This is a genomic window from Pedobacter sp., assembly GCF_045627485.1.
Taxonomy (GTDB): Bacteria; Bacteroidota; Bacteroidia; order Sphingobacteriales; family Sphingobacteriaceae; genus Pedobacter.
Genome location: NZ_JAZQNU010000135.1, coordinates 31575 through 54780, shown reverse-complemented (window position 1 = coordinate 54780; position 23206 = coordinate 31575). Strand labels below are relative to the sequence as shown.

Sequence of the window (23206 nt, the reverse complement as noted above, 5' to 3'; positions counted from 1 at the left end):
CACTGTCATTTGGTATTTTTATGACAGAATTATTCAGAATTCCTGCACCTCTGATATTCTGCATTCCTTTAATTTTCTTATTTAGAGAAAAAGGAAAATTAGAATTCTTGTATAGTAGAGAGCTAGTTCTTTTTGGTATAGCAATTTTCTTATATAATGTTGTTGGCTTATCTGAATTGGTAGTTTTTTTTGCTTATATCATCTGTATCGGCCTCTGTGGATTTTATTTTAATTATTTTGTTGGAACGAACCTAAAGAGGTTTACCACCACCATCTTTGTTTTTATAGCATTACTAACTTTCTCTGCAATTGTAATGGTTTTCAATCCTTATTATGAGTCGGAAATAGATAATTTAAGAACCATGCTTATGGGGGAGCCTGTATTGCAAAGTCCTTCTGGAATAGCAGTTTACCAATTTAATTTTGGCTACCAATTAGCCGCCCTCGTCCCGTTTCTTCTAATAATTACATTTGTTTATAAATTGCCCCTTTTTGTTAAAGTGTTAACCCTTTTTATTTGTTTGCTTTTTATTTATCTGGGTATGCAGCGTTCGGTATTTGTCGGTTTTGCTTGTTCTGCCTTCTTATTTTTACTGATGTATTATAATTACAAAGCGATTTTTATTACAGTCTTTGCAGCATGTGCAGCATTTATTTTTTATACTTATGTTCTTAAGGATAATCTTGATACTTATAATAATATCATTACCAAGAACGAGAACAATATGCAAGAGTATAATCGTTCTACTCTTGCTGCCGAAAATTTAAGGATCTATTCTGGCTACCCTTATGGGCTTATTTTTTATGGAAAAGATTGGTCTGATGTTATTTACCGTAATGAAGTGTTTTCTTCAGGAATTACATCGCATAATGCTTATTTAATGTTTCTTACCTATTTAGGCCCTTTTTTAGGTTTAGGAATATTAATAGGCTTGTATCATAAAATTGGAAAAATTATTATTGACGCCTTTAGAAATGTAAGGAAGAAAGAATATGCCTTAATGATTTGCCTGTGCTGTTCTTTCATTGCTGTTTCTATAAATTCCATGTCTCATAATTCATGGCTTGTTAGTGCAAATGGGCCTACAATCTTTCTCTATTTCGCGATTTTACACCTTGATTTTTTGCTTCATAGAGCGGCCAAACCAGCCTTAGCACAAAATGTTACCTCAAACATTCACAGCCACCATTGCTAAGACAATCAATTGTTCCGAATAGTTCTTGACTAAGTAATCAAATGAAGAAACTCAGAATAATGCACCTTATCGGCGATTTAACCAAAGGTGGTGCTGAGCGCTTCGTAGTTGATTTATGTAATGAGCTTGCAAAATTGGATCAGTATGAAGTTTTTTTGATCTCTATATGTGCAAATAATGAAGAGATTACCTTTGTTAAGGATATTCATAAAGGTGTTAGGTATGTCTCTTTTAATAAAAAAAGAGGATTTAATCTGGGTGTATTTATAGCTTTAACTAAATGGTTAATTAAAGCGAAGCCACATATTTTGCATTCTCACTTAAATGGTTTTGAATACCTGGCATTCTACCTTTTTTTAAATAAAGAGACCATATTTTTTCATACCATTCATAATATAGCTGCAGCTGAATGTCCAAATCCATTCATCAAGAATTTCAGGAAGGTCTGGTACAAATCAAATAAAGTAAAACCAGTAACAATCTCTTATGATGGCCGTGAAACTTATAGAGATTACTATAAACTGAATAATGACATCCTCATCGAAAATGGACGTCAGCCTATGGTAACCAGTGATCAGTGTACATTGCTTATTAAAAAATATAAGAATACTCATGATAATTTTATTTTGGTACATATTGGGCGTATTGCTATTGAAAAGAATCAGGAGCTATTAATTAGGGCTGTGCAGAAATTCAATACAACTGAAAAAAAGAAATGCAAGCTGATAATTATTGGGGAAGTAAAGGACAAACATTTGTACCAGCATTTGTTAGCAGTGGCTAAAGAGGACTCCTACGTTACGTTTGTTGGCGGCAAAAATAATGTTGCCGATTATTTAAGTATAGCAGATGCGTTTTGCCTTTCAAGTACCTACGAAGGGATGCCAATTTCAATTATTGAAGCATTATCAATAGGATGTATTCCAGTTTGCACTCCAGTTGGTGGTATAAAGCAGATGATTCTGCATGGGAAAACCGGTTTTCTAAGTAAAGATCTTAGTGTGGATGGGTATTATGAAGTGCTAAAGGAGGCGCTGAACCATCCAGAATACATGATGATTAAATTAAGTGGAAGACATTTTTTTGAATCGAATTATCATATTCAAGTATCTGCAAATGCACATTCCGAATACTACTTAGCATGTATGCAGATGTAGGGTTTTTTACATTTAATAGAAACTTCCTGAAGTTGATATTAAAGTAGATGCCTGCTTCTTATCAAACCCTTATGCAAATGATCTTTTTATAGAACGATTTATAAATGAAATTTTGCATACCTCTGGTAAAATCAGGGCTTTGTTGGAAAGCTTTCCATTTCAAAATAGGGTGATATTAGTTAAAGGGGGATCGTGCTTCGTTACTGGAGGATCAATTTAAATAAAGAATGGAGACCTACAGCGACCAGTTACGGAAGTAATGTGATTATAGAAACCTTCAAATCTTTAAATCACAACAGGAGGTAAAGCTTATTTAGAAGATTCATTAGTTAATTAACGCTAAGATATTTTACTTCTGATTAACTATTAATGGTAATGAAAAAACGAGTGATTTTAATGACTCCTTCCATGAGTAAGGGTGGAGCAGAAACCCAATTGCTGAAAATTGCCTTGTTTTTAAAGTCTAAACATCATAAAGTTCTAATCATATCTTTAAAGCCTATAGATGAATTTAAAGGCGATATCCGCAAAACTGGTTTAGAAATATTATTCTTGAAAAATTGGTTCCGTTATCCTTTTTCTAATATTTTCAAGCTTTATAGAACCATTAGACAGTTTAGGCCAGATGTGGTTATTGCTTTTATGTTCATTGCTATCATATTTGCACGCCTTTTAAAATTGACTGCCAAATTTAAGTTGATATCTACTATTAGGATTTCTGTAATTCCAAAGAAGTGGTATCTCGCCTTTAAGCTTACACGAAGATTCGACGATGCGATAGTTTATAATTCATTTGCTTCAATGGTGAATTTCGAAAGGCAAAAGCTTGTAAGTATTGGGGGACTAGTTATTCACAATGGTATAAGGATGCCAAAATGTTATGACCTGGTTGATGATGTTAAAAATAAGCATTTCAAATGGGTATGTATTGGCCACTTTAGATGGAATAAAGACTACCTCACGCTTTTTAAAGCAATAGCTCGGTTAAAGCATATCAATTTCACAGTCGATATTGTTGGAGATTTGAAAGGAGAAGTGTGGCCACACCAAATTATTGAAAAATATGAGATTCAACAACACGTAAATATATTGGGCTTTAAAAAGGAATCGCAAAGCTATTTAATGCAATCAGATGCATTTGTGCTTTCCTCATTTTCTGAGGGGATGCCTAATGCAATTCTGGAAGCCATGGCATATGCTAAACCTACTGTTGTAACTGATATCGACGGTAATCGGGAGTTAGTTGGGAGCGCTATGTGTGGATTATTGTGCGAAAAGCAAAATGCGAAGGATTTGGCTACTAACATGCTAAAGATAATGAATATGTCATTGGCTGATAGGGTAATGCTTGGAAAAAACGGACAACTGCATATTCAAAAAATGTTTAGTGAAGAAAAGGTGATGAATGAATGGATGCAATTAATAGATAAGCTAGCTTGTTAATGTGATTTAAATTGACGGAATATGTGCGGAATATTTGGAACAATAAATTATGAATACCCAATTGATAAAAGCTTTATTTTTAACGGATTATTACACAGAGGACCTGATGAACAGGGGCATTACAGCGCAAATAATGTAAATCTTTATCATACCAGGCTGGCTATTCAGGATTTAAGCATAACTGGTCAGCAACCAATGGAGTACAATGGATTAGTCATTGTATTTAATGGTGAGATATATAATCATATGGAATTGAGAAGGAAGTATGGATTAAAAGCCTCTTCTAATTCTGATACGTTGACCATTCTTATGATGTTCGAGTTAATGGGAATGAATATGCTTGATGAATTTGACGGTATGTTTGCGTTTGCTTTGTACGATACCGTTAAATGTAGAATATATCTTGCGCGTGATAGGGCTGGAAAAAAACCTTTATACGTATATCATAAAGCAAGGATTTTTGTTTTTTCATCGGAACTAAATGTGCTCTATAAAAAGTGCAGACCTGAGATAGACTACTCTTCAATAGCCGAATACCTTTATGTTGGGCACCATTATCGAAAGGCCACACCATATCTTTTGGTGAATGAACTTGAAAACGGACACTATTTGAAAATTAATACACAGACAGGCGTTTATGATGATGTTTGCTGGTTTAAAATGGAGGAATATTATAAGACTGAAAGGCAAACTAATTACGCTGATGCTGTAACGCAATTAGATCAAATATTGAAAAATGCGGTAAAATGTAGAATTGATAGTTCTGATTTAGATGTAGGATCATTTCTAAGTGGAGGTATTGATAGTGGTTTAATTACAGCTATGGCTGCTCAGCAAACTTCAAAACTTAAAACATTTACAGTTAAAATGCCTGGGTTGTTTGATGAGTCGGCATTGGCAGGTAAGGTGGCTCAAAGGTATGCGACTGATCATACCATTGTGGAAATAGATTTTTCAGATTTAAATAATGATATAGAAAAGATCATTGTAAATCATGGTGAACCCAATTCTGATAATTCTGCAATTCCGAGTTACTATGTGGCAAAAGAAGCCAAGAAGCATATCACTGTAGTTTTAAATGGTGATGGTGCAGATGAGTTATTCGGAGGATACAGAAGGTACGTACCTTTCAGGCATGTTGATTTTTTTAATCCTAATCAATTCTCCAGGGTTTGTTCAAGAATTTTAACGCGCATTTTACCAATAGCTAATCATAAGCAAAGTAACTATAACTATTTTTATAGGTTATTGCAATTTGCCAGTTATTCTGACTTGATTAAGATTTATTGTTCTGCTTCTTCGGATCTTTTTGTTGGTTTTGAAGATGTTTTTATCGAAAAACCAAAGATGAATCTCATTTCAAGTGATTTGGAAAGGATAAATAACTATTCAATATCGCCATTAAAAAAGTTATTGCTGATGGACTTTGATTCCATGCTTTTTAGCAGACTATTAACCAAAATGGATATTGCTACGATGGCGAATTCTTTAGAAGGGAGAAGTCCATTTCTATCAAAAGAAATGTTAGAGTTTGCACCAGGGTTACCGGATAGTTATAAAATAAAGAACCTTCAGACCAAAGACATACTTAGAACTCTCAGTAAAAAATATCTGCCACAGGTTCTGATTGACCAACCAAAAAGAGGCTTCGAAATACCACTTAAAAACTGGGTAGATAAAGAATTGAAGGATATCATACAAGCATATTTAATGGCTCCAGATAATTTGTATTCCAAAATTTTAAAAAAAGATTTCATTCTAAATCTAATTGATAGAAAAGTTAAGATTTCGGACGAAAGAAGAGCTAAAATACTTTTTTGTGTATTCAGTCTAGAGGTATGGCATAAGCACCTTTAGGCTTTCAACCTATTGTTTAAAATAAAACGCATCATTATGAAAGTTTTGGTTACAGGTACTGCCGGTTTTATTGGATATCATCTGGCAAAGTGCTTGTTGGAAAGAGGCGATGAGGTAGTAGGGATTGATAATATTAATGATTATTATGATGTTAATCTAAAATATGGCAGACTTGCAGAAACAGGTATTAATGAAGCAGATGTAGAATATGGCAAAACTGTGAGAAGCGCTAAATATTCAAACTATCAGTTTGTTAGATTAGATCTTACTGATTATGACAAGATGAAAAATATTTTTAAAATTTGTCATTTTGATGCCGTATGTAATTTAGCTGCCCAAGCTGGAGTACGGTATAGTATTACCCATCCAAGAGCTTATATTGATTCTAATATTGTTGGTTTTCTTAATGTTTTAGAATGTTGTCGTACTCACAGGATTAAACATTTGGTATATGCTAGCTCTTCAAGTGTATATGGATTAAATAAAAGCATGCCTTTTTCATCATGTCATCAAGCTAATCATCCGGTATCATTATATGCTGCCACTAAAAAGAGTAATGAATTAATGGCACATACCTACAGTCACTTGTTTAACCTGCCGACAACCGGGTTACGTTTTTTTACAGTTTATGGTCCTTGGGGAAGACCTGATATGGCTCCATTTCTTTTTACCAAGGCGATCCTGGAACATAAACACATAGACGTATTTAACAACGGAGCAATGAAACGCGATTTTACTTATATAGACGATATTGTGGATGGAATTGTTCGCGTAATTGATGATCCTGCGAAAGTAGATACATTATGGGATGGTCTAGACCCTGATCCGTCCACTTCGAATGTTCCATATCGGGTTTTTAACCTAGGAAGAGGAGAGTCCGTGGATTTACTAAAATTCATTGCGGAGATTGAAAAAAACCTAGGGGAACTTGCGGTAAAAAATTATATGCCTATGCAGAATGGTGATGTGGAAGAAACCTGGGCAGACATCTCTAGCATGAGGGAAATGCTTGCCTATAATCCAAAAACTTCAGTCGCTGATGGGGTGAGAGATTTTGTGAGTTGGTATATGACCTTTTATAAGGTAGCAAATAACCGACAAGATGTTCTGGGAAGACATCTCGCTTAGGTGATTGCAATTTATTTACTATTAAAATAAATTAAAACTTATAAAGCAACACTGTATTAACTATAAGGATTTCTCGAATATAAAATCGCATTTGTTAGCTGATTATTATGAAACTATTTTTTATATGTGAAAAAATAGTGGTTTAATAATTAATCTTTAACCCTAAAACTGATAAAATACAGTATAAATTTCATAAAAAAATATATGTTCCATACTTTTTAAGTATATAATACCTCAATTTTATACGTTAGGTTTGTATTATACTTAAAAAAAAATGGAAATAAAAAACAAAACAACAAATCGCGTATCAATGAGTCTTCTATTACTTTTAGTGGTTTTTACTTTTAGTAAGTGTAAAAAGGGCTCGGAAGTGGCAAATCCAGACAGCCAATTGAATACAATTGAGAAGACCTTAGCGGCTTCAAATAGCAAAAATGGTATTAAAGCACTTAATTTAAGTAATGCTGTAAGTGACGGTGGTTTTTCATACAAGGCCTATGGAATAGCTGTTGATGGAGACTCACAAAGTAATTCAACTATTTCAACATTAAGATTGTTTGAAAATGGCAAGGAACTAGGTGCTGCCCATTCTAAACATGACGATATTAGAAAAATGGGTAAAGGCCGTTTTAGTCATTGGTTAAGTACGCTTTATTTTTCAGCATCAGATAATACTGATCCAAGAACAAATGGTCGCACTTATACTTATTCTATTGATGGAAGTACTAGTATTGGGGTGCCGCCTGTAACTAATCCATCTTTGCCAGATGGAAAAACTCCAATGGATAGCGAAGCTATTATTGGTTATGCATCAGTTAATGGTAAAACTACAGGTGGGTTGGGAGGTCGAACCGTAACTGTATCAAATCTAGCCGCTTTAAAATCTGCTGTTTCTTCGAATAGCGCAAAAATAGTTAGAGTGTCGGGAAGGATTACTGGAAAAGGCTATATAAATGTGGGGTCAAATACAACGATCCTAGGTTTAAAGGGGTCAAGCATGGAAGGTGTTGGTCTGTTAATGTATGGTACTAATAATGTGATTATACGCAACATGACGATCAAAAACGTAGTTACTTATTCTAACATTGTTATAAAAGAAGGTGCACATCATGTGTGGGTTGATCATTGTGATTTGTCATCTGACAGAAACCACGGATGGGATTATTATGATGGATTGTTAGATGTAGGAAATAGGGCTGATTATGTGACATTATCATGGAATAGATTACACGATAGTCACATTCCTATGTTAATTGGTTTCGGAGATGGAAACACTAATGACTCTGGTAAACTTAACGTTACTGTTTACAAAAACTACTTCTATAACGTGTCTGAAAGACAGCCAAGTACTAGATTTGGCTATATGCACGTGTTCAATAACTATTTGCAAAATGGTAGCGGATATGGAATTGGTGCAACAATGGGTGCAACTGTAAGAACTGATAACAACTACTTCGAAAATCAGAATGCCCCTATTCGTACAACGTACAATGCAAAACCAGGGTTTGTAAGTGGTGCAAATACTAACATATATAAAAATAGTGGAGCAAATAAAATTTCTACATCTGCTTCAACGTGGGTTCCGTCCTACGAATACAAATCAGCGTTAATTTCAGCTGCTCAAGTTCCAGCGGTAGTAACAGCCGGTGCTGGTGCAACTTTGAACTTCTAAAGTGTCAACCTTTAAGGTTGGCTAACTATAATTATTGGACTATATAAATCTTAGGGTCGGTTTAACATTTATGTTATCCGACCCTAAAATTTATACCTATAAATCAAAGTCAACATGATAAAGGAAAAAAAGACAATCTTAATTTCTTGTGATTCCCCACGTTCATTATTGGACTTTAGAGGGAAATTGATCGAATCGCTAATTGTAAAACATGAAGTCATAATTTTTACTCCAAAAATTGAACAAGATTGGATTAAAAAGAGGTTGACTGAATTGTCCATTAAAATATATGAAAATGAATTAAATCCAAGTAATGTATCCGTTCTTTCTGATTTGAAATATCTTTTTGAATTAAGTAGAGTAATACGAGCCATTAAACCTGATGTATTTTTCCCTTATACTTTTAAGCCGGTTATTTATGGAGTAATGGTGGCCAGAATTTGCAAAGTAAGTCATATAACGCCAATGTTAACCGGACTTGGCTATAATTTTCTTGATGTAGGTTCAGGTAAAAGTTTTGTTCAGAAAATCACAAGGATTTTGTTAAAAATCAGCCTTGGCGCTAGCAAAAGATTGCATATTATCTTTCAAAATGAAGATGATTATTACACGCTCATACGTTCAAATATTATTTCAAAAAGAAATATAACGCATGTGGTAAATGGCTCGGGTGTAGATTTATCATACTACCAATATACCCTCCCAGACTCACTTAATATAAGCTTTTTAATGATTTCTAGACTAATTAATGCGAAAGGTATCAAAGAGTATTATTATGCAGCAAAACAGATAAAAAAAAAATATCCAGAGGTTGTTTTTAAGTTAATCGGGGCATATGACGATAATATAGACGCCATAAGTTCAGAGCTGTACTCCAAAATAAAAACTGATGGAACAATACAGTACTTTGGATTGGTTGATGATGTAAGACCATACATTAATCAATGTTCAGTTGTTGTTTTACCCTCTTTCTATGGAGAAGGGGTTCCAAGGTGTCTATTAGAAGGGATGGCAATAGGCAGGGCTATCATAACCTGTAACTCGGTTGGGTGTCGGGAAACAATAAATCCAAATCTTCCACAGACAAACGGATTTTTAATTCCAATTAAAGATGTTAAGCAGTTAGCATGCAAAATGGAATATTATATAAGCCATACAGAAGATATCATAAGATTTGGTGAAAACGGAAGAAAATACGCCACCGAGAAATTTGATGTAAAAAAAGTTAATCAAGCTATGGTTAACATTCTTGAAAATACTGGAATCTGAAGTTTTTATTCTGTAAACGTGTTTTGAACAGTATAATAGGAATAAAAGTATAAAATCGATATACGTTAATAATGATTATTACTAATCCGTTCATGAATGAAAATTAAATCTTCAAGCAAAATGACATCTGTTGGAGGGTATTTGGAAATACAATTACCGAAAGGAGTGGAGCTATACCCTTCGTTATTGAAATTAAATACTGGTAGAAATGCGTTTGAATATATCCTAAAAGTGAGGCGTTATAAATTGGTTTACATCCCTTATTTCACTTGCGAAGTAATACTAGAGCCACTTAAGAAATTGGGAATTCAGTTTAAGTATTATATTATTGATGAACAGATGAACCCTGTGCTTGATATAGTTTTAGGACCAGAAGATTGTCTTTTATACACAAATTATTTTGGATTAAAACAGGAAACGGTTGTAAGGTTATGCAAACTTTTTGCTAACCTGATTATTGATAATTCTCAGGCTTTTTTTACCAAACCATTAGATACTGTAGACACTTTTTATTCTTGCCGTAAATTTTTCGGGGTTCCAGATGGTGCATATCTGCAATGTAAAAGTGATATAAAACTGAAATTAATAAAAGATATATCAATAGATAGATTTTCTCATTTGATAAAAAGTGTTGATTTGGGGATAGAACACGGATATAATGACTTTATCGTCAATGATATCAGTTTATCTAATTTACCAATTAAAAGGATGTCAGTGCTATCTCAAAGACTATTGTCAGGGATTGATTACATGGCATGTAAGCACAGGCGAAATTCTAATTTCTTGTACCTGCATGATTATCTAGAAAAGTACAACGATTTTTCGTTTGATGTAGCATCTGTTAATGGCCCAATGGTTTATCCTTTTTTAACTTCTTGTTCTGAAATCAGAAATAAGCTATTAGAAAAAAAGATATACGTTGCATCATATTGGCCAAATGTTTTAAAATGGACAACAAAGAATATGTATGAATATTATTTGACGACACACCTAAATGCCTTGCCCATTGACCATCGATATACACAATTTGAAATGAAACGCATTGTTAATGTAATAAAAACAGTATTATGAACGATAATATCTATTTAAGACCTCTGGTGGTAAATGATGCCAGCACGACGTATAAATGGCGAAATAATCCAGAGGTGTGGAAGTACACACTGTTTAGTCCAAATGTAACAATTACAATGGAAAAAGAGAAAGCGTGGCTGGAAGACATTCTGCAGCGACCTGATCAAAAAAGATTTGCTATTTGTTTAACACATACCGAAAAACACATAGGGAACATTCAATTGATTGATATTGAGGATCAGCATGCAGAATTGCACCTATTCATAGGAGATAAAGATTATTGGGGTAAAGGATTAGGTACCAAAGCGACTAAGTTAATTCTCGATTATGCATTTCGCACATTAAATCTTAAATACATTAAGCTTAGTGTAAATAGAACTAATGAAGCGGCCATTAAGATCTATACCAGGCAAGGTTTTACAAGACAGGATGAGGGAGTGAGTTTCATGGATATGAAAATTACAAGAGAAGATTATATACTTAATAACGGATTAAAATACTTGATTACAATTGACCAGGAAGTGGAATGGAAAAATTTCGTGAAAAGAACTATTAATTATGATTTTTACCATTCATGGACCTATCATTCTTTGGATCGCTCTGGAATTCCTTTATTGTTCGTTTATGAAGAAAAAGATAATTTCATTGGTATTCCTCTAATTAAGCGGGAAATTATCGACTCTGAATACTATGATATGACATCTGTATATGGATATAGTGGTCCTATTTCCAATAGAGATTTCAGCAGTTTACCCCCTGATTTTGTGAATAATTTTAGAAGCAATTTTTTAGATTTTTTAAAGGATGAAAAAATTGTAACTGTGTTTTCTCGTTTAAATCCCTTCTTTTTTCAAACTGATATAATGAAAGGTTTTGGAGGGGTTGTAGATAATGGTAAAGTAGTGGTTATTGATCTTTCCGTATCGCTTGAAGCGCAGCGAAAAGGCTACCACCAAGGAAGAGTATTAAGAAAGGTAAGACAACTAAGAAGAAATGGATTTTACGTGAAAGAGGCTAGGTCAGCCAAAGACGTAGAAATATTTTCGTTGATATACAATTTAAATATGCTGCGTAAAGACGCATCCGCAATATATCATTTTGACTACAAATATTTTAAATCTTTACTAGATACTGAAGAGTATGATGCCAGACTTTTTTTTGTATATGATATAGATGATTATCCTATATGCGGAGCCATTGTAGTAATAACCAACGGGATTATGCAAGCTCATTTAATTGGAACAAGAGCAGAGTACCTTTCGTATTCTCCTGCTAAATTATTAACTGATGAGATCGCTAATATTGGTAGAACTCTTGGAGCTAAATTTTATAATTTGGGTGGAGGTTTAGGTTTTAAAGAAGACTCTTTATATAACTGGAAGGCCAGCTTTACTGATCTTACTTTTGAATATAAAAGTTGGCGTTTTATTGTAAATGATGAAGTGTATAAGTCTTTATTAATTAAGAAGGAAATTAAGCTCGATACTAAAGTTGATTTCTTCCCACTTTATCGGTTGTAAGCTATAAAAGCCTAATTATTTCTCTCTTAAAAGTATAGTATCATGAAAAAAGAAATGTTTTGTGAGAAAATTTATTCTAGATGGCTCATTTTACTTATTGATCAGCTCATTATAATATTTGCTCTTGCCCTCTCCATAATAATTATAAAAAATTCAATTTTTCAAATTGTAATTGACAATGATTTACTTTTTTGCCTTGCTGTCTACAACGTGATCACTGTGTCGGTGTTTGTAAGTATGAGAATAAGCACAGGGATAATTAGATATTCAAGTGTTGATGATATTTTCCGTGTTTTTAAAGCAGTTTTGTTGGCTAGTTTGCTATTTGAAAGCGTAAATTATTTGATTTTGTCACCCTATTTTGGCCTGGATGATAAGTGGTTTATTTCTATGCTTATTATAAATTTTTACATCTCTGCTTCAATGTTAATTGCATTAAGGATAGGTGTTAAACAATTGTTTCATTATTTAAAAGATTTTGAAGTAGTTGCTAAAGAAGTGTTACTTATTTATGGTGCTGATAGATCGTCTCTGTTAATTAAGCAAGGCCTAGATTACTCCTCAGAACAAAATTTTGAAATTTTAGGTTTTGTTGATGATAACCATGATAAGAGAAATAAATATATTGAACAAAAGAAAGTATATAGTTCACAATCAATTCCCTATCTAAAAAACAAATATGGTGTAGAGAAGATGATTGTTATGGAAGATTGCGTGGATCTTGAAGGACGAAAACTGGCGATAAACAAATGTATGGAGTGTGGAATAAAGGTTATTTCTGTGTCTTCCTTAACCTCCTGGCTTGAGGGGAAATTAAAATTAAGTCAGCTCCCTCATATAAAGATTGAAGACTTATTACAACGTGACCCTATCCATATGGAAGGTGAAAATATTAAATGTGAACTTCAAGGCAAAAGAGTTTTGATTACTGGTGCAGCTGGATCTATTGGATCTGAAATAGTTCGACAGGTCTTAAAATGCAACCCTCAGATCATAATTTTATGTGATCAGGCGGAGACACCTCTTCATGAAATGCAGCTTGAAATTCAAGATAATTTTAATGCTAAACAATGTGAATTTGTTGTTGTAAATATTCAAAATTATGGTCGACTAAGAAATCTATTCCAAACATACAAACCGGAAATTGTTTTCCACGCTGCTGCTTTGAAACATGTTCCTATGATGGAGCATAATCCTACAGAAGCTGTTCTGACTAATGTATTGGGTACTAAAAATCTAGCTGATTTGGCTATTGATTATGATGTTGATAAATTTATAATGATATCAACGGACAAGGCAGTTAGACCTACAAATGTAATGGGAGCCTCAAAAAGAATTGCAGAAATTTATATCCAGTCACTTCAAAATTATCAAACCGATATCGTTCCTAGGACGCGATTTATAACTACAAGGTTCGGTAATGTCCTGGGGTCAAACGGGTCAGTTGTTCCACGTTTTAAAGCGCAAATTGAGAGGGGAGGGCCTGTTACCGTGACTGATGCTGCAATAACGAGGTATTTTATGACAATTCCCGAAGCAGTGCAATTGGTATTAGAGGCATCTGTAATGGGTAAAGGTGGAGAGATTTTTATTTTTGACATGGGAGAGCCAGTGAAACTTTTGAATTTGGCTGTAAATATGATCAAGTTAGCTGGTTTTGTTCCTTATACCGATATTAAAATATGTTTCACCGGGTTAAGGCCTGGAGAGAAATTGTATGAAGAATTATTGAATGATACAGAGATGGTAGTTCCTACTTATCATGAGAAGATTAAAATATCAAATGTCATTTATCATCCATACATTTATGTGAAACGCAAAATTGATGAATTGTTAGCGTTGAGTCAACTGAATGACGATCAGGTATTGGTTCGGAAGATGAAAGAAATTTTGCCTGAATACGTTAGTGCAAATTCTCATTTCCAAAATGCGGATGTGGTAGACCAAGTACCTCAATGAGTGAAGCTCCTCAAGCTTTAAGAATATTGTGTAAATTTTAAGAGTAATTATGGTTGCTGATTTCACCGGTAAAAAGCCGCTATTCACCGACCATTTGCTTCATTTGGAAAGTGATGTGTTTTTACTACCCGCTAACGCTTTACATTTGAATATAAATTCACACTAATGGAAAATAAAGATAATATTCAAGCTCCTGTTTCCAACAACAGAACGTGGGGTGGTATAATTATCCTGGTTATCGGGCTCGTTTTTTTGCTTAGAAATTTTGGTATTTATGTTCCGGGCTGGTTATTCAGCTGGTCTACACTTTTGCTTGGCATTGGCTTATATGTTGGGTTTAAACGGAACTTTACGGGCGCGGGTTGGCTGGTCATGGTTTTAATTGGTGGTTATTTTACCATCAACGACATGGTAGATTTTGATTTAGGAAAATATTACTTTGCCTTTGCATTAATCGCTTTAGGTTTATTCCTTATTCTTAAGCCTAAATATAGCGTCAAATCAAAAATAAACAGTAGGTTATCATATCAACAGGTAGCCGAGCCCTTACCGGATACTTTTGAAGATAAAGGTCCTTTAGGTGGTGAGGAAGCCATAATTGACAAAAGTGAAGTCATTGAAGCAGTAAGTGTTTTTGGTGGTGCCAGTCAAAAGGTTTTTTCCAAAAACCTGAAAGGAGGGGAGATCATTGCGGTGTTCGGGGGCTCAGAAATCAACCTCACCCAAGCCAATTTTGAAAATAGTATTGTGATAGAAGTGGTGGCTATTTTTGGTGGAATTAAAATCATTCTACCGCCAACCTGGGAGGTCAAATCAGAAGTGGTTGCTATTTTCGGGGGTATGGACGACAAGCGGGCTATCATGCCTTTTGGCGATGGTCCGAGAAAAATAGTTGTTATTAAAGGAGTGGCTTTGTTTGGTGGGGTAGATATCAGAAATTACTAATCTAAAGGCTTGTGATTACCAGACCGTTATCTGTTCCGAAAATACAAAAAATCGCTGTCAGCTCTTTCCTTGCCTATGCAGCTACCTTTGTCTTGTTATTTTATTACATGCTGAATTTCAACTGGACAATTTCTGTTGCTGATAGTGGAATTACCAATGGTTTACTTGCCCTCTGTTGTATCGTATTTAGCACTCTATTGGGTTATTACCAGCCAAAAAGCGAGCCTGTGATTTATGTTTTGGTGGTTACCATTATTCTGGCGTCGTTTGTGACTTTCACTAGCACCTTTCTTTTGGAGCAGGTTCTGGAGGATGCAAATTATAGTAGTTTTCTACAGTTGACTAAGCCCTTTAGGTTCATTATTGTTTTTATATTTCTGGTTTGGTGGGCGCTGGTTAATTTGCTGTGGTACAGGTTGGAGGAGCAGTCGCAAATGAAAGAACGGTTGTTTGCGGCACAGAACCTGGCTAAAGAAGCTGAGCTTAATAAACTCCGTCACCAGTTACAACCACACTTTTTATTTAACAGTCTCAACTCTGTATATGCACTTACCATTGTGAATCCTAAAGAAGCGGGTCCGATGATTATGAAACTGGCTTCTTTTTTAAGGGGCACTTTAAAAAGAGATGATGAAGTTTGGGTAAGTGTAGCCGAAGAAATGGAATACATACAGCTGTATTTGGATATTGAGAAGGTAAGATTCAGTCACCGCCTGAACCTGGATGTACAAATTGATGAAGAAACACTTGGAAAATTTTTGCCTGGAACATTTTTGCAGCCAATTGTGGAAAATGCTATTAAATTTGGATTGTATAATACATCGGCTGCCATTACGATTGCCATTCGTGTGAATATGGAACAGGATTTACTTAAAATTACAGTGAGTAATCCTTTCGATCCTGACATGAAGGCGACGGGAGGGACAGGTTTTGGCCTTACGGCCATTAAACGTCGCTTATATTTGCTATTTGCCGACCAAAATTTGTTACAGACATATACACAGGAACCTAATCTATTTGTTACACAGCTAAAAATACCACAACATAATGATCAAAACCATACTCATTGATGATGAGTCGCTAGCCAGGGACATTATTAAATTTTATCTGCAGAGTTTTCCAGAAATTACCATAATGGCGGAGTGTGCAGACGGTTTTGAAGGGTTAAAGGCGATTTCACAATATAAGCCAGATTTTATTTTTCTCGATATCCAGATGCCTAAAATAAGTGGTTTTGAAATGCTTGAACTGGTAGACGACCCGCCCAAGGTTATTTTTACTACTGCCTTTGATGAGTTTGCTATTAAAGCATTCGAAGTGAATGCTATAGATTACCTGCTTAAACCTATTGAAAAGGAACGTTTTGACCAAGCTATAAAGCGATTATTAGCCAGGCTGCATAGCGAGCATGACAATACTAAAGAACTGCTGGATACAGTTTCTCTAAGCCCTGTCCAGAACAATCGTGTAGTGGTGAAGAAAGATGGGGCCATTAAGATATTAAACGTAGCAGATATCCATTATTTTGAAGCCGACGACGACCAGGTGAAGTTGAATACCACAGAAGGTAATTTTTATAAGAACAAAACGATGAGCTTTTTTGAGAAAACACTCGATTCTTCTCAATTTATTCGTATTCATCGTTCTTATATTATAAATTTGTCGCAGGTGACTAAGATAGAGCTCAAGGAAAAGGAAAGTTACGTTGTGCTTTTAAAATCTGGTATATGGCTTCCTGTTAGTAAAACAGGCTATTTAAAGTTGAAAGCATTGTTAGGGATATAGATGCTTATTTAAAAATACTATACATCAATAATGTATTTGCATTTGAGAAATAATCACGCTATATTTGCACCTCTTATTTAAAAAATATATAGTTAAGATATAAATACAGTTATGAAAAGAACATTCCAACCTTCGCAAAGAAAGAGAAGAAACAAACATGGCTTCCGCGAAAGAATGGCTACAGCAAACGGTAGAAGAGTATTAGCTTCACGCCGCGCAAAAGGAAGAAGAAAATTATCAGTTTCTGACGAACGTCGTCACAAAGCATAATTTGATTGCAACACCATAAGTGTTAGCAGATAACCATGTCTGCAAAATTGCAATCGAAAACATGAAAACATTCTCAAAAGAAGAACGGTTATGCAGCAGAAGATCCTTAGATCTATTGTTCAAAAACGGTTCTTCTTTTTTATTGTATCCTTTTCGCGTATCTTATCTTTTTGTGGCTGAGCCTGTTGCAGCTCCTGTTCAGGTTGTTATTAATGTTTCTAAAAAACGTTATAAACGAGCCGTCGACCGTAATGTACTCAAACGTCGCACCCGCGAGGCCTATCGTTTACATAAGCAAGACCATCTATACAGTATCTTAAAACCATCTTCACAACTTTTACTGCTCTCCATTCAATTCATTGGCAAGCAGAAGTATGAATTTGATTTCATGGAAAAAAAGATGATCAGCGTATTCAAAAAGCTCATTACCCAGCTAAAGGAACATGAAAGCGATTAAATTTATTCTAAGTTGGATATTTCTGGCCATCATCAGGTTATACCAGGTCGTTTTGTCGCCTTTGTTGGGGTCAAATTGCAGGTTTACACCTACTTGTTCACAATATGGTATAGAAGCGATTAAAAAGTATGGTCCATTTAAGGGAGGATGGCTCACGATAAAACGCATTGGTCGCTGCCACCCATGGGGCAAACATGGGCCCGATCCCGTTCCATAACTGAAAATCCCTTATATTTGCGACAATGGCAAACATACTTCAAATTGAAACTGCTACCCAAACATGCTCGGTTGCATTAGCGATAGCAGGTGAAACCGTAGCACTCAAAGAGGAAACTGCAAAAAATATTCATGCCGGAAGCCTAACCTTATTTATTGACGCTGTAATGCAGCAGGCTGGTCTACGCTACCAGGATCTGGATGCTGTGGCGGTGAGTAAGGGCCCCGGATCTTATACTGGATTAAGGATTGGTGTATCGACCGCTAAAGGTCTTTGTTTTGCCCTTGACAAACCACTGATCGCAATTGATACTTTGAAGATGATGGCTAATGGGTTCCTTGTGGAAAATCCAGCGTATGAGGGTTTGATTTGCCCTATGATTGACGCACGCAGGATGGAAGTTTTTACAGCTTTATTTGATGAAAATCTTAATGCTGTAACGCCAGTAATCGCTAAAATTATAGATACTAACTCCTATGCCGCTGAGCTTGCTGCTCATCACGTGACTTTTATAGGTGATGGTGCCTCAAAATGCAGTGATATTTTACAACATCCTAATGCAGTGTTCTCAGCTATTAATTATAATTCGGCCGATTATTTGACGCCACTGGCATTAACCGCCTATAACCAGCATACATTTGAGGATGTAGCTTACTTCGAACCTTATTATTTGAAAGACTTCGTTTTTACTACCCCTAAAAAGAAGGTATAGAGTCAGGTTCTGATATTATTGCAGGAATTTTACTTAACAACACATTAGTCTGGAAATTCTTATGATCGCTTGTGAGTTGAAGGATTGTAGCATCGAATTCTCCTAAATGATCATATGATGAATACATGCGGTAATAGGGTAGGTACAGGTTATGTAAAGCGATTCTTTCTGAATTTTGATGATCGATATAGAAGATCACATTTGATTGTGACGATAATTGGTCAAAGGCCTCCCGGTATGTCTTTTTATTAATCAACTGTTTGTTGTTTCTGTAGTTAAATAAAAAAGACTGCAAGGTGCTGGCCCGGTTCGAAAAAACAAGGTAGTTGTCCACGATTGTGTAATAAGGTCTTTTAAATTTTTCAAAAGCTTCTCCAAAAAAGCTGAACAACAGGTGATCTTCCTTAAAAATGCTGATATCGTTGTCGTGAACTGTACTCACGTCTAGTAGCAATTGGCGAAGTTTATCGCCATTGCTCAGGTTAATTGCACCCAGTGTTTCTCTGGTCTTCAGCTGAAACGTAATCATCTGATCGTTGAAAATCTGAGGAAATGTGAGGTCAGGGTTTAATCGGTAAACCGTGTTCATACGGTTTAGGGAATTTTCTACCAGTTTTATCTTATTGGTTGCCTGAAACCATTTAGTTAATTTAGGTTGCCAACTTTTATATGGCCCGGGCATATATATGATATAGTTTGCTGTATTTTCGGGTAAGATGGCATCGATGGTTACTTTCTCTGGTTTGCTCTCAGAAAACAGGTTTAGGTAATTATTTTCCGCTTGAATAGATGTGTTTCCATTAAATAAGATGCGGTCCTTGCTATAACGGTAACTTAGGTTGGCAAATGCGTGCTGTTGGTTTAATAAACTAAATTCCTGTTTTAAGCGGCTGGGAGTAACCTGTTTTAATAAATCTTCCAACTGGTCAAAGTTCAAGTATAAAGTTGCCAGGCTGTTCTTTCTAAACTGTATGTTTTCCTTAATATAATCAATAAATGCTGTTTGTTTCGGTTCCTCAATAGATTTCAGGCATTCTGAAATCACCTGATAGGATGGAGATAATAAGATGAGATTCTTTTTTTGTGCGAGATAAAATACTGACGTATCGGCAAGTGTAAGTTTTGAAAAACTCTCCTGGTTTTCCACGGTAATGCCTTTTGCAGTGAGCATATCCGATAGTAATTTTGTGTCAATTTTTTCAGTGGTTTGTGTACTGACAAGGAAGTTGATTTCACGTTTCTCGGCCGGTAAAAAGCTGAGGTAAATGTCTTCATTTTTCGTGAGTGCGCTTAGCTCTGGTTTGGCCAGTAAATATTGCTGAAGGGATTGTAGATTTTTCATCTCCTGTGTTGATAGCAGACGTTGCAGAAGATCTTGGCTACCAAGCAGCTCTAAAATGCTTTTTTCGTTCTCAAAAACAAATACTAATCCCGACTTTGCCGTGGCTGCGTACAAACTTGCTTCACCCTCGTTAGTGTCCCTATTTAACTTTGAGAAATAGAGATATGCCAGGGTAATCATAGCACTTAGTAATACAATGATGGTGATGTAAAATCTTTTCATTTGTTACCCACAAATTTAATTTATATAGTTGGATTAATAGAAAATGCATACAAGTTTCTTACTTTTATCACTTATCCCATTTGAATAAATGAATAAGCGTATAATTTTAACTGCTGCATTTTGTGGTGCCCTTGCTGTTGTTTTTGGTGCTTTTGGGGCACATAGTCTTAAAGCCCTAATTGATACTTATTCCTTAACGATCTGGTCGAAAGGGGTAGAGTATCAATTCTACCATGTTTTTGCTTTGTTGTTTCTCTCCACGTTTGGCCGTTTCAGAAACAAACTGGTGGAATGGTCGTATTATTGTTTTACTGTAGGAATTGTTTTATTTTCAGGTTCCTTATATTTCTTGGCTACCAGGGAAATCCTACAGCTATCTTTTGTTAATTTCGTTGGACCCATAACGCCAATAGGCGGTTTGTTCTTAATTGCGGGCTGGGTGTTGCTATTCATTGCAGCGTTAAGACATAAATAATGGCAGAGGATCAGCTTGATTTTACGGAAAGAGAAACGTACTTCATTGAAGTTATTCTTCCCCTGTCTTTGGCTAAAAATTACCTTTATAGAGTCCCTTATCATTTAAATGATCAGATAGCTGTGGGTAAGCGGGTAATTGTGCAGTTTGGGAAGAGTAAAATATATACCGCACTGATTAAAAGCATTACAACTACCGCTCCTGAGGTATATGAGGCCAAATACATTATTGATGTGGTTGACCAGGCTCCTGTGGTAAATGCCATGCAACTAAAATTCTGGGACTGGATGGCAAGCTATTATGTTTGCAATGAAGGTGAAGTGATGTCAGCTGCTCTGCCTGCTGGTTTGAAGCTGGCCAGTGAAACAATTATTGTACTTCGAGAGGACCAGGGCGAAGTTCATGATAACCTTACAGAAAAAGAGGCGCTACTTGTGGAGGTGCTTAGAACTAAACAGCGCTTATCTATTGATGATATTGCTAAGTTGCTTGGGCAAAAAATAGTATTTCCCATTATACGTTCCTTAATTGATAAGGAAGTGGTATACATCTCGGAGGAAGTGATTGAGAAGTACAAACCGCTTTTGAAATCTTTTGTCAGTCTGAATCCCTTTTATAAAGAAGAAGGTAGCTTAAAGGTTTTATTTGAAAGTCTGGAACGAGCGCCTAAACAATTGGATGCGCTAATGGCTTACCTTCAATTGTCGAAGCAAAATTCAGAGGTGGCCAAGGTAGAATTGCTTGAACATAGTAATGCGGGACAGGCGGCCATTAAATCTCTCGTAGATAAGGATGTTTTTTTGATAAATAAGAAGCCTGTGAGCCGTTTGCAGGATGAAACCGATGACTTTATACTCAACTTCAAGTTAAGTACCGCTCAGGCAACTGCATTTGCCCGGATCAATGAGATCCTGCTGGAGAAGGAGGTCGTATTATTACATGGCATCACTGCATCGGGAAAGACCCAGTTATATATCAAACTCATTGAACAAGCCATTGAACATGGGGGGCAGGCTTTGTTTCTTTTGCCTGAGATTGCCTTAACCACACAAATAGTAGAACGGATTAAAAAATATTTTGGTGATGCGATAGGGGTGTACCATTCTAAGTTTAACGACTTTGAACGCGTGGAGATCTGGAATAAGGTGATTAATGGTAATTATAAAATTGTACTGGGTGCCCGTTCTGCTGTCTTTTTACCTTTTAACGATCTGAAATTTATTATTGTTGATGAAGAGCATGAGTCTTCCTATAAACAACATGACCCTGCGCCGAGGTACCAAGCACGGGATGCCGCAGTTTATTTAGCCCACCAGCACAAGGCAAAGATTGTATTGGGTTCAGCAACGCCGTCTATAGAAAGTTATTACAATGCTTTAAACAATAAATACGGGCTAGTTACCTTAGATGAACGTTTTGGCGGGGTGCAGCTACCAACGCATGAGGTGATTAGTATTGCCGAGCAAACGAAAAAGAAGAAAATGGTTTCTTATTTTTCCAGCGTATTAATTGACGATATTACCACTTCGCTTGCCAACAACGAGCAGGTGATTTTGTTTCAGAATCGACGGGGTTATGCTACCATCTTAATTTGTGCTACTTGTGGTTTTACACCCAAATGTGTAAACTGCGATGTAAGTTTAACTTTTCATAAAAGCAGTGGTAAATTGCACTGCCATTATTGTGGTTACCATGAGAGCCCGTTGAACATTTGTCCGGCATGTGGATCTGTCCATATAGAGCAAAAAGGTTTTGGAACCGAAAGAGTAGAGGAAGAGCTGAGTCTGATTTTTCCGGAAGCAAATATTGCTCGTCTGGATGTAGACAGTACACGTACAAAAAACAGCCTGCAAAAAATTATAAGTGATTTTCAGGATAAAAAGACTAATATTTTAATCGGCACTCAAATGGTGGCGAAAGGATTGGATTTTGATAACGTGACCCTAATCGGAGTCATCAATGCAGATACGCTGCTTAATTATCCGGATTTCAGGGCTTTTGAAAGAAGTTATCAATTACTTGCCCAGGTATCGGGAAGAGCGGGAAGGCGTGAGAAACAAGGGAAAGTATGTATACAGGCCTACGATGATAAACATCGCATTATTAAGCAAGTGGTGGAAAATGATTATGTGCAGATGTATGAAGATGAAATTGCGGAGCGTAGCCAGTTTAACTATCCCCCTTTTTCGAGGCTCATATTCATTAGCCTGCGGCATAAAGATGCCGATGTGATCAATGCAGCCTCACTACATTTCGCCAATACTTTAAAGGCACGTTTAGGCAGCCGCGTGTTGGGCCCTGAACAACCATTGGTATCAAGAATTAGGAATTATTACATCAGACAAATAATCATCAAGTCTGATAAACATACAGCGATTCAAAAGGTTAAAGCACTGTTGAAAAGTGAAATCACGACGTTTAATGCGGAGAAAAAATTTAAGGGTGTATTAATACAATTGGATGTTGATCCGTATTAGTTTACGAACTAAATTTATAAGGGTTGATCTTG

At 35.7% G+C, this 23206-nt stretch carries 20 protein-coding genes; 19 read left to right on the top strand and 1 reads right to left on the bottom strand.

Annotated features, from left to right (window positions below; translation table 11 throughout):
- Nucleotides 1–20: 20 nt before the first annotated feature.
- The 17 genes from ACR2F3_RS10415 (at nucleotide 21) to tsaB (ending at nucleotide 18658) form a co-directional block, all read left to right on the top strand.
- Nucleotides 21–1196, top strand: a complete 1176-nt coding sequence (locus ACR2F3_RS10415; protein ID WP_432709913.1) for a hypothetical protein — start codon at nucleotides 21–23, stop codon at nucleotides 1194–1196.
- A 41-nt stretch (nucleotides 1197–1237) separates the two neighbouring features.
- Nucleotides 1238–2353, top strand: coding sequence for a glycosyltransferase (locus ACR2F3_RS10410; RefSeq protein WP_432709912.1), 1116 nt, complete (start codon nucleotides 1238–1240; stop codon nucleotides 2351–2353).
- Between the two features lie 375 nt (nucleotides 2354–2728).
- Nucleotides 2729–3796, top strand: coding sequence for a glycosyltransferase (locus ACR2F3_RS10405; RefSeq protein ID WP_432709911.1), 1068 nt, complete (start codon nucleotides 2729–2731; stop codon nucleotides 3794–3796).
- Between the two features lie 21 nt (nucleotides 3797–3817).
- On the top strand, nucleotides 3818–5653 hold the full coding sequence (asnB, locus tag ACR2F3_RS10400; protein WP_432709910.1) for an asparagine synthase (glutamine-hydrolyzing): 1836 nt from the start codon (nucleotides 3818–3820) through the stop codon (nucleotides 5651–5653).
- A 36-nt stretch (nucleotides 5654–5689) separates the two neighbouring features.
- Complete coding sequence (locus ACR2F3_RS10395; RefSeq protein WP_432709909.1) at nucleotides 5690–6781, top strand: NAD-dependent epimerase; 1092 nt, start codon at nucleotides 5690–5692, stop codon at nucleotides 6779–6781.
- 274 nt (nucleotides 6782–7055) lie between these two features.
- On the top strand, nucleotides 7056–8453 hold the full coding sequence (locus ACR2F3_RS10390; protein WP_432709908.1) for a pectate lyase family protein: 1398 nt from the start codon (nucleotides 7056–7058) through the stop codon (nucleotides 8451–8453).
- 114 nt (nucleotides 8454–8567) lie between these two features.
- Nucleotides 8568–9722: a glycosyltransferase family 4 protein gene (locus ACR2F3_RS10385; RefSeq protein WP_432709907.1), complete on the top strand. Its 1155-nt coding sequence runs from the start codon at nucleotides 8568–8570 to the stop codon at nucleotides 9720–9722.
- Between the two features lie 96 nt (nucleotides 9723–9818).
- On the top strand, nucleotides 9819–10793 hold the full coding sequence (locus ACR2F3_RS10380) for a hypothetical protein (RefSeq protein ID WP_432709906.1): 975 nt from the start codon (nucleotides 9819–9821) through the stop codon (nucleotides 10791–10793).
- The gene (locus ACR2F3_RS10375; RefSeq protein WP_432709905.1) at nucleotides 10790–12313 is read left to right on the top strand and encodes a GNAT family N-acetyltransferase; all 1524 of its coding nucleotides are present in this window, start codon (nucleotides 10790–10792) and stop codon (nucleotides 12311–12313) included. Before ACR2F3_RS10380 ends, ACR2F3_RS10375 begins: the two co-directional genes overlap by 4 nt.
- Nucleotides 12314–12355: 42 nt before the next feature.
- The gene (locus ACR2F3_RS10370) at nucleotides 12356–14272 is read left to right on the top strand and encodes a polysaccharide biosynthesis protein (protein ID WP_432709904.1); all 1917 of its coding nucleotides are present in this window, start codon (nucleotides 12356–12358) and stop codon (nucleotides 14270–14272) included.
- Between the two features lie 165 nt (nucleotides 14273–14437).
- A complete protein-coding gene (locus tag ACR2F3_RS10365; protein WP_432709903.1) occupies nucleotides 14438–15217 on the top strand; it encodes a LiaF transmembrane domain-containing protein in 780 nt (259 codons plus the stop codon).
- Nucleotides 15218–15228: 11 nt separating this feature from the next.
- Nucleotides 15229–16287, top strand: coding sequence for a sensor histidine kinase (locus ACR2F3_RS10360; RefSeq protein ID WP_432709902.1), 1059 nt, complete (start codon nucleotides 15229–15231; stop codon nucleotides 16285–16287).
- Complete coding sequence (locus ACR2F3_RS10355) at nucleotides 16265–17002, top strand: LytR/AlgR family response regulator transcription factor (RefSeq protein ID WP_432709901.1); 738 nt, start codon at nucleotides 16265–16267, stop codon at nucleotides 17000–17002. Before ACR2F3_RS10360 ends, ACR2F3_RS10355 begins: the two co-directional genes overlap by 23 nt.
- A gap of 111 nt (nucleotides 17003–17113) precedes the next feature.
- The gene (gene rpmH, locus ACR2F3_RS10350; RefSeq protein ID WP_083251894.1) at nucleotides 17114–17272 is read left to right on the top strand and encodes a 50S ribosomal protein L34; all 159 of its coding nucleotides are present in this window, start codon (nucleotides 17114–17116) and stop codon (nucleotides 17270–17272) included.
- A gap of 61 nt (nucleotides 17273–17333) precedes the next feature.
- Entirely contained in the window at nucleotides 17334–17729 is a 396-nt protein-coding gene (locus ACR2F3_RS10345; RefSeq protein WP_432709900.1) for a ribonuclease P protein component, read from the top strand.
- Nucleotides 17716–17946 carry a membrane protein insertion efficiency factor YidD gene (yidD, locus tag ACR2F3_RS10340; RefSeq protein ID WP_432709899.1) on the top strand — a complete coding sequence of 77 codons (231 nt, stop codon included), beginning with the start codon at nucleotides 17716–17718 and terminating at the stop codon, nucleotides 17944–17946. The genes ACR2F3_RS10345 and yidD overlap by 14 nt, the downstream gene beginning before the upstream one ends.
- 25 nt (nucleotides 17947–17971) lie before the next feature.
- Entirely contained in the window at nucleotides 17972–18658 is a 687-nt protein-coding gene (tsaB, locus tag ACR2F3_RS10335; protein ID WP_432709898.1) for a tRNA (adenosine(37)-N6)-threonylcarbamoyltransferase complex dimerization subunit type 1 TsaB, read from the top strand.
- Here the strand turns inward: tsaB and ACR2F3_RS10330 are convergent.
- Nucleotides 18642–20222, bottom strand: coding sequence for a hypothetical protein (locus ACR2F3_RS10330; RefSeq protein ID WP_432709897.1), 1581 nt, complete (start codon nucleotides 20220–20222; stop codon nucleotides 18642–18644). The two genes, tsaB and ACR2F3_RS10330, sit on opposite strands and share 17 nt — an antisense overlap.
- An 88-nt stretch (nucleotides 20223–20310) precedes the next feature.
- Between ACR2F3_RS10330 and ACR2F3_RS10325 the strand changes: the two genes are divergently transcribed.
- Both ACR2F3_RS10325 and priA read left to right on the top strand, forming a co-directional pair.
- Nucleotides 20311–20697, top strand: coding sequence for a DUF423 domain-containing protein (locus ACR2F3_RS10325; protein ID WP_432709896.1), 387 nt, complete (start codon nucleotides 20311–20313; stop codon nucleotides 20695–20697).
- The gene (gene priA, locus ACR2F3_RS10320; RefSeq protein ID WP_432709895.1) at nucleotides 20697–23174 is read left to right on the top strand and encodes a replication restart helicase PriA; all 2478 of its coding nucleotides are present in this window, start codon (nucleotides 20697–20699) and stop codon (nucleotides 23172–23174) included. The genes ACR2F3_RS10325 and priA overlap by 1 nt, the downstream gene beginning before the upstream one ends.
- Nucleotides 23175–23206: the final 32 nt, after the last annotated feature.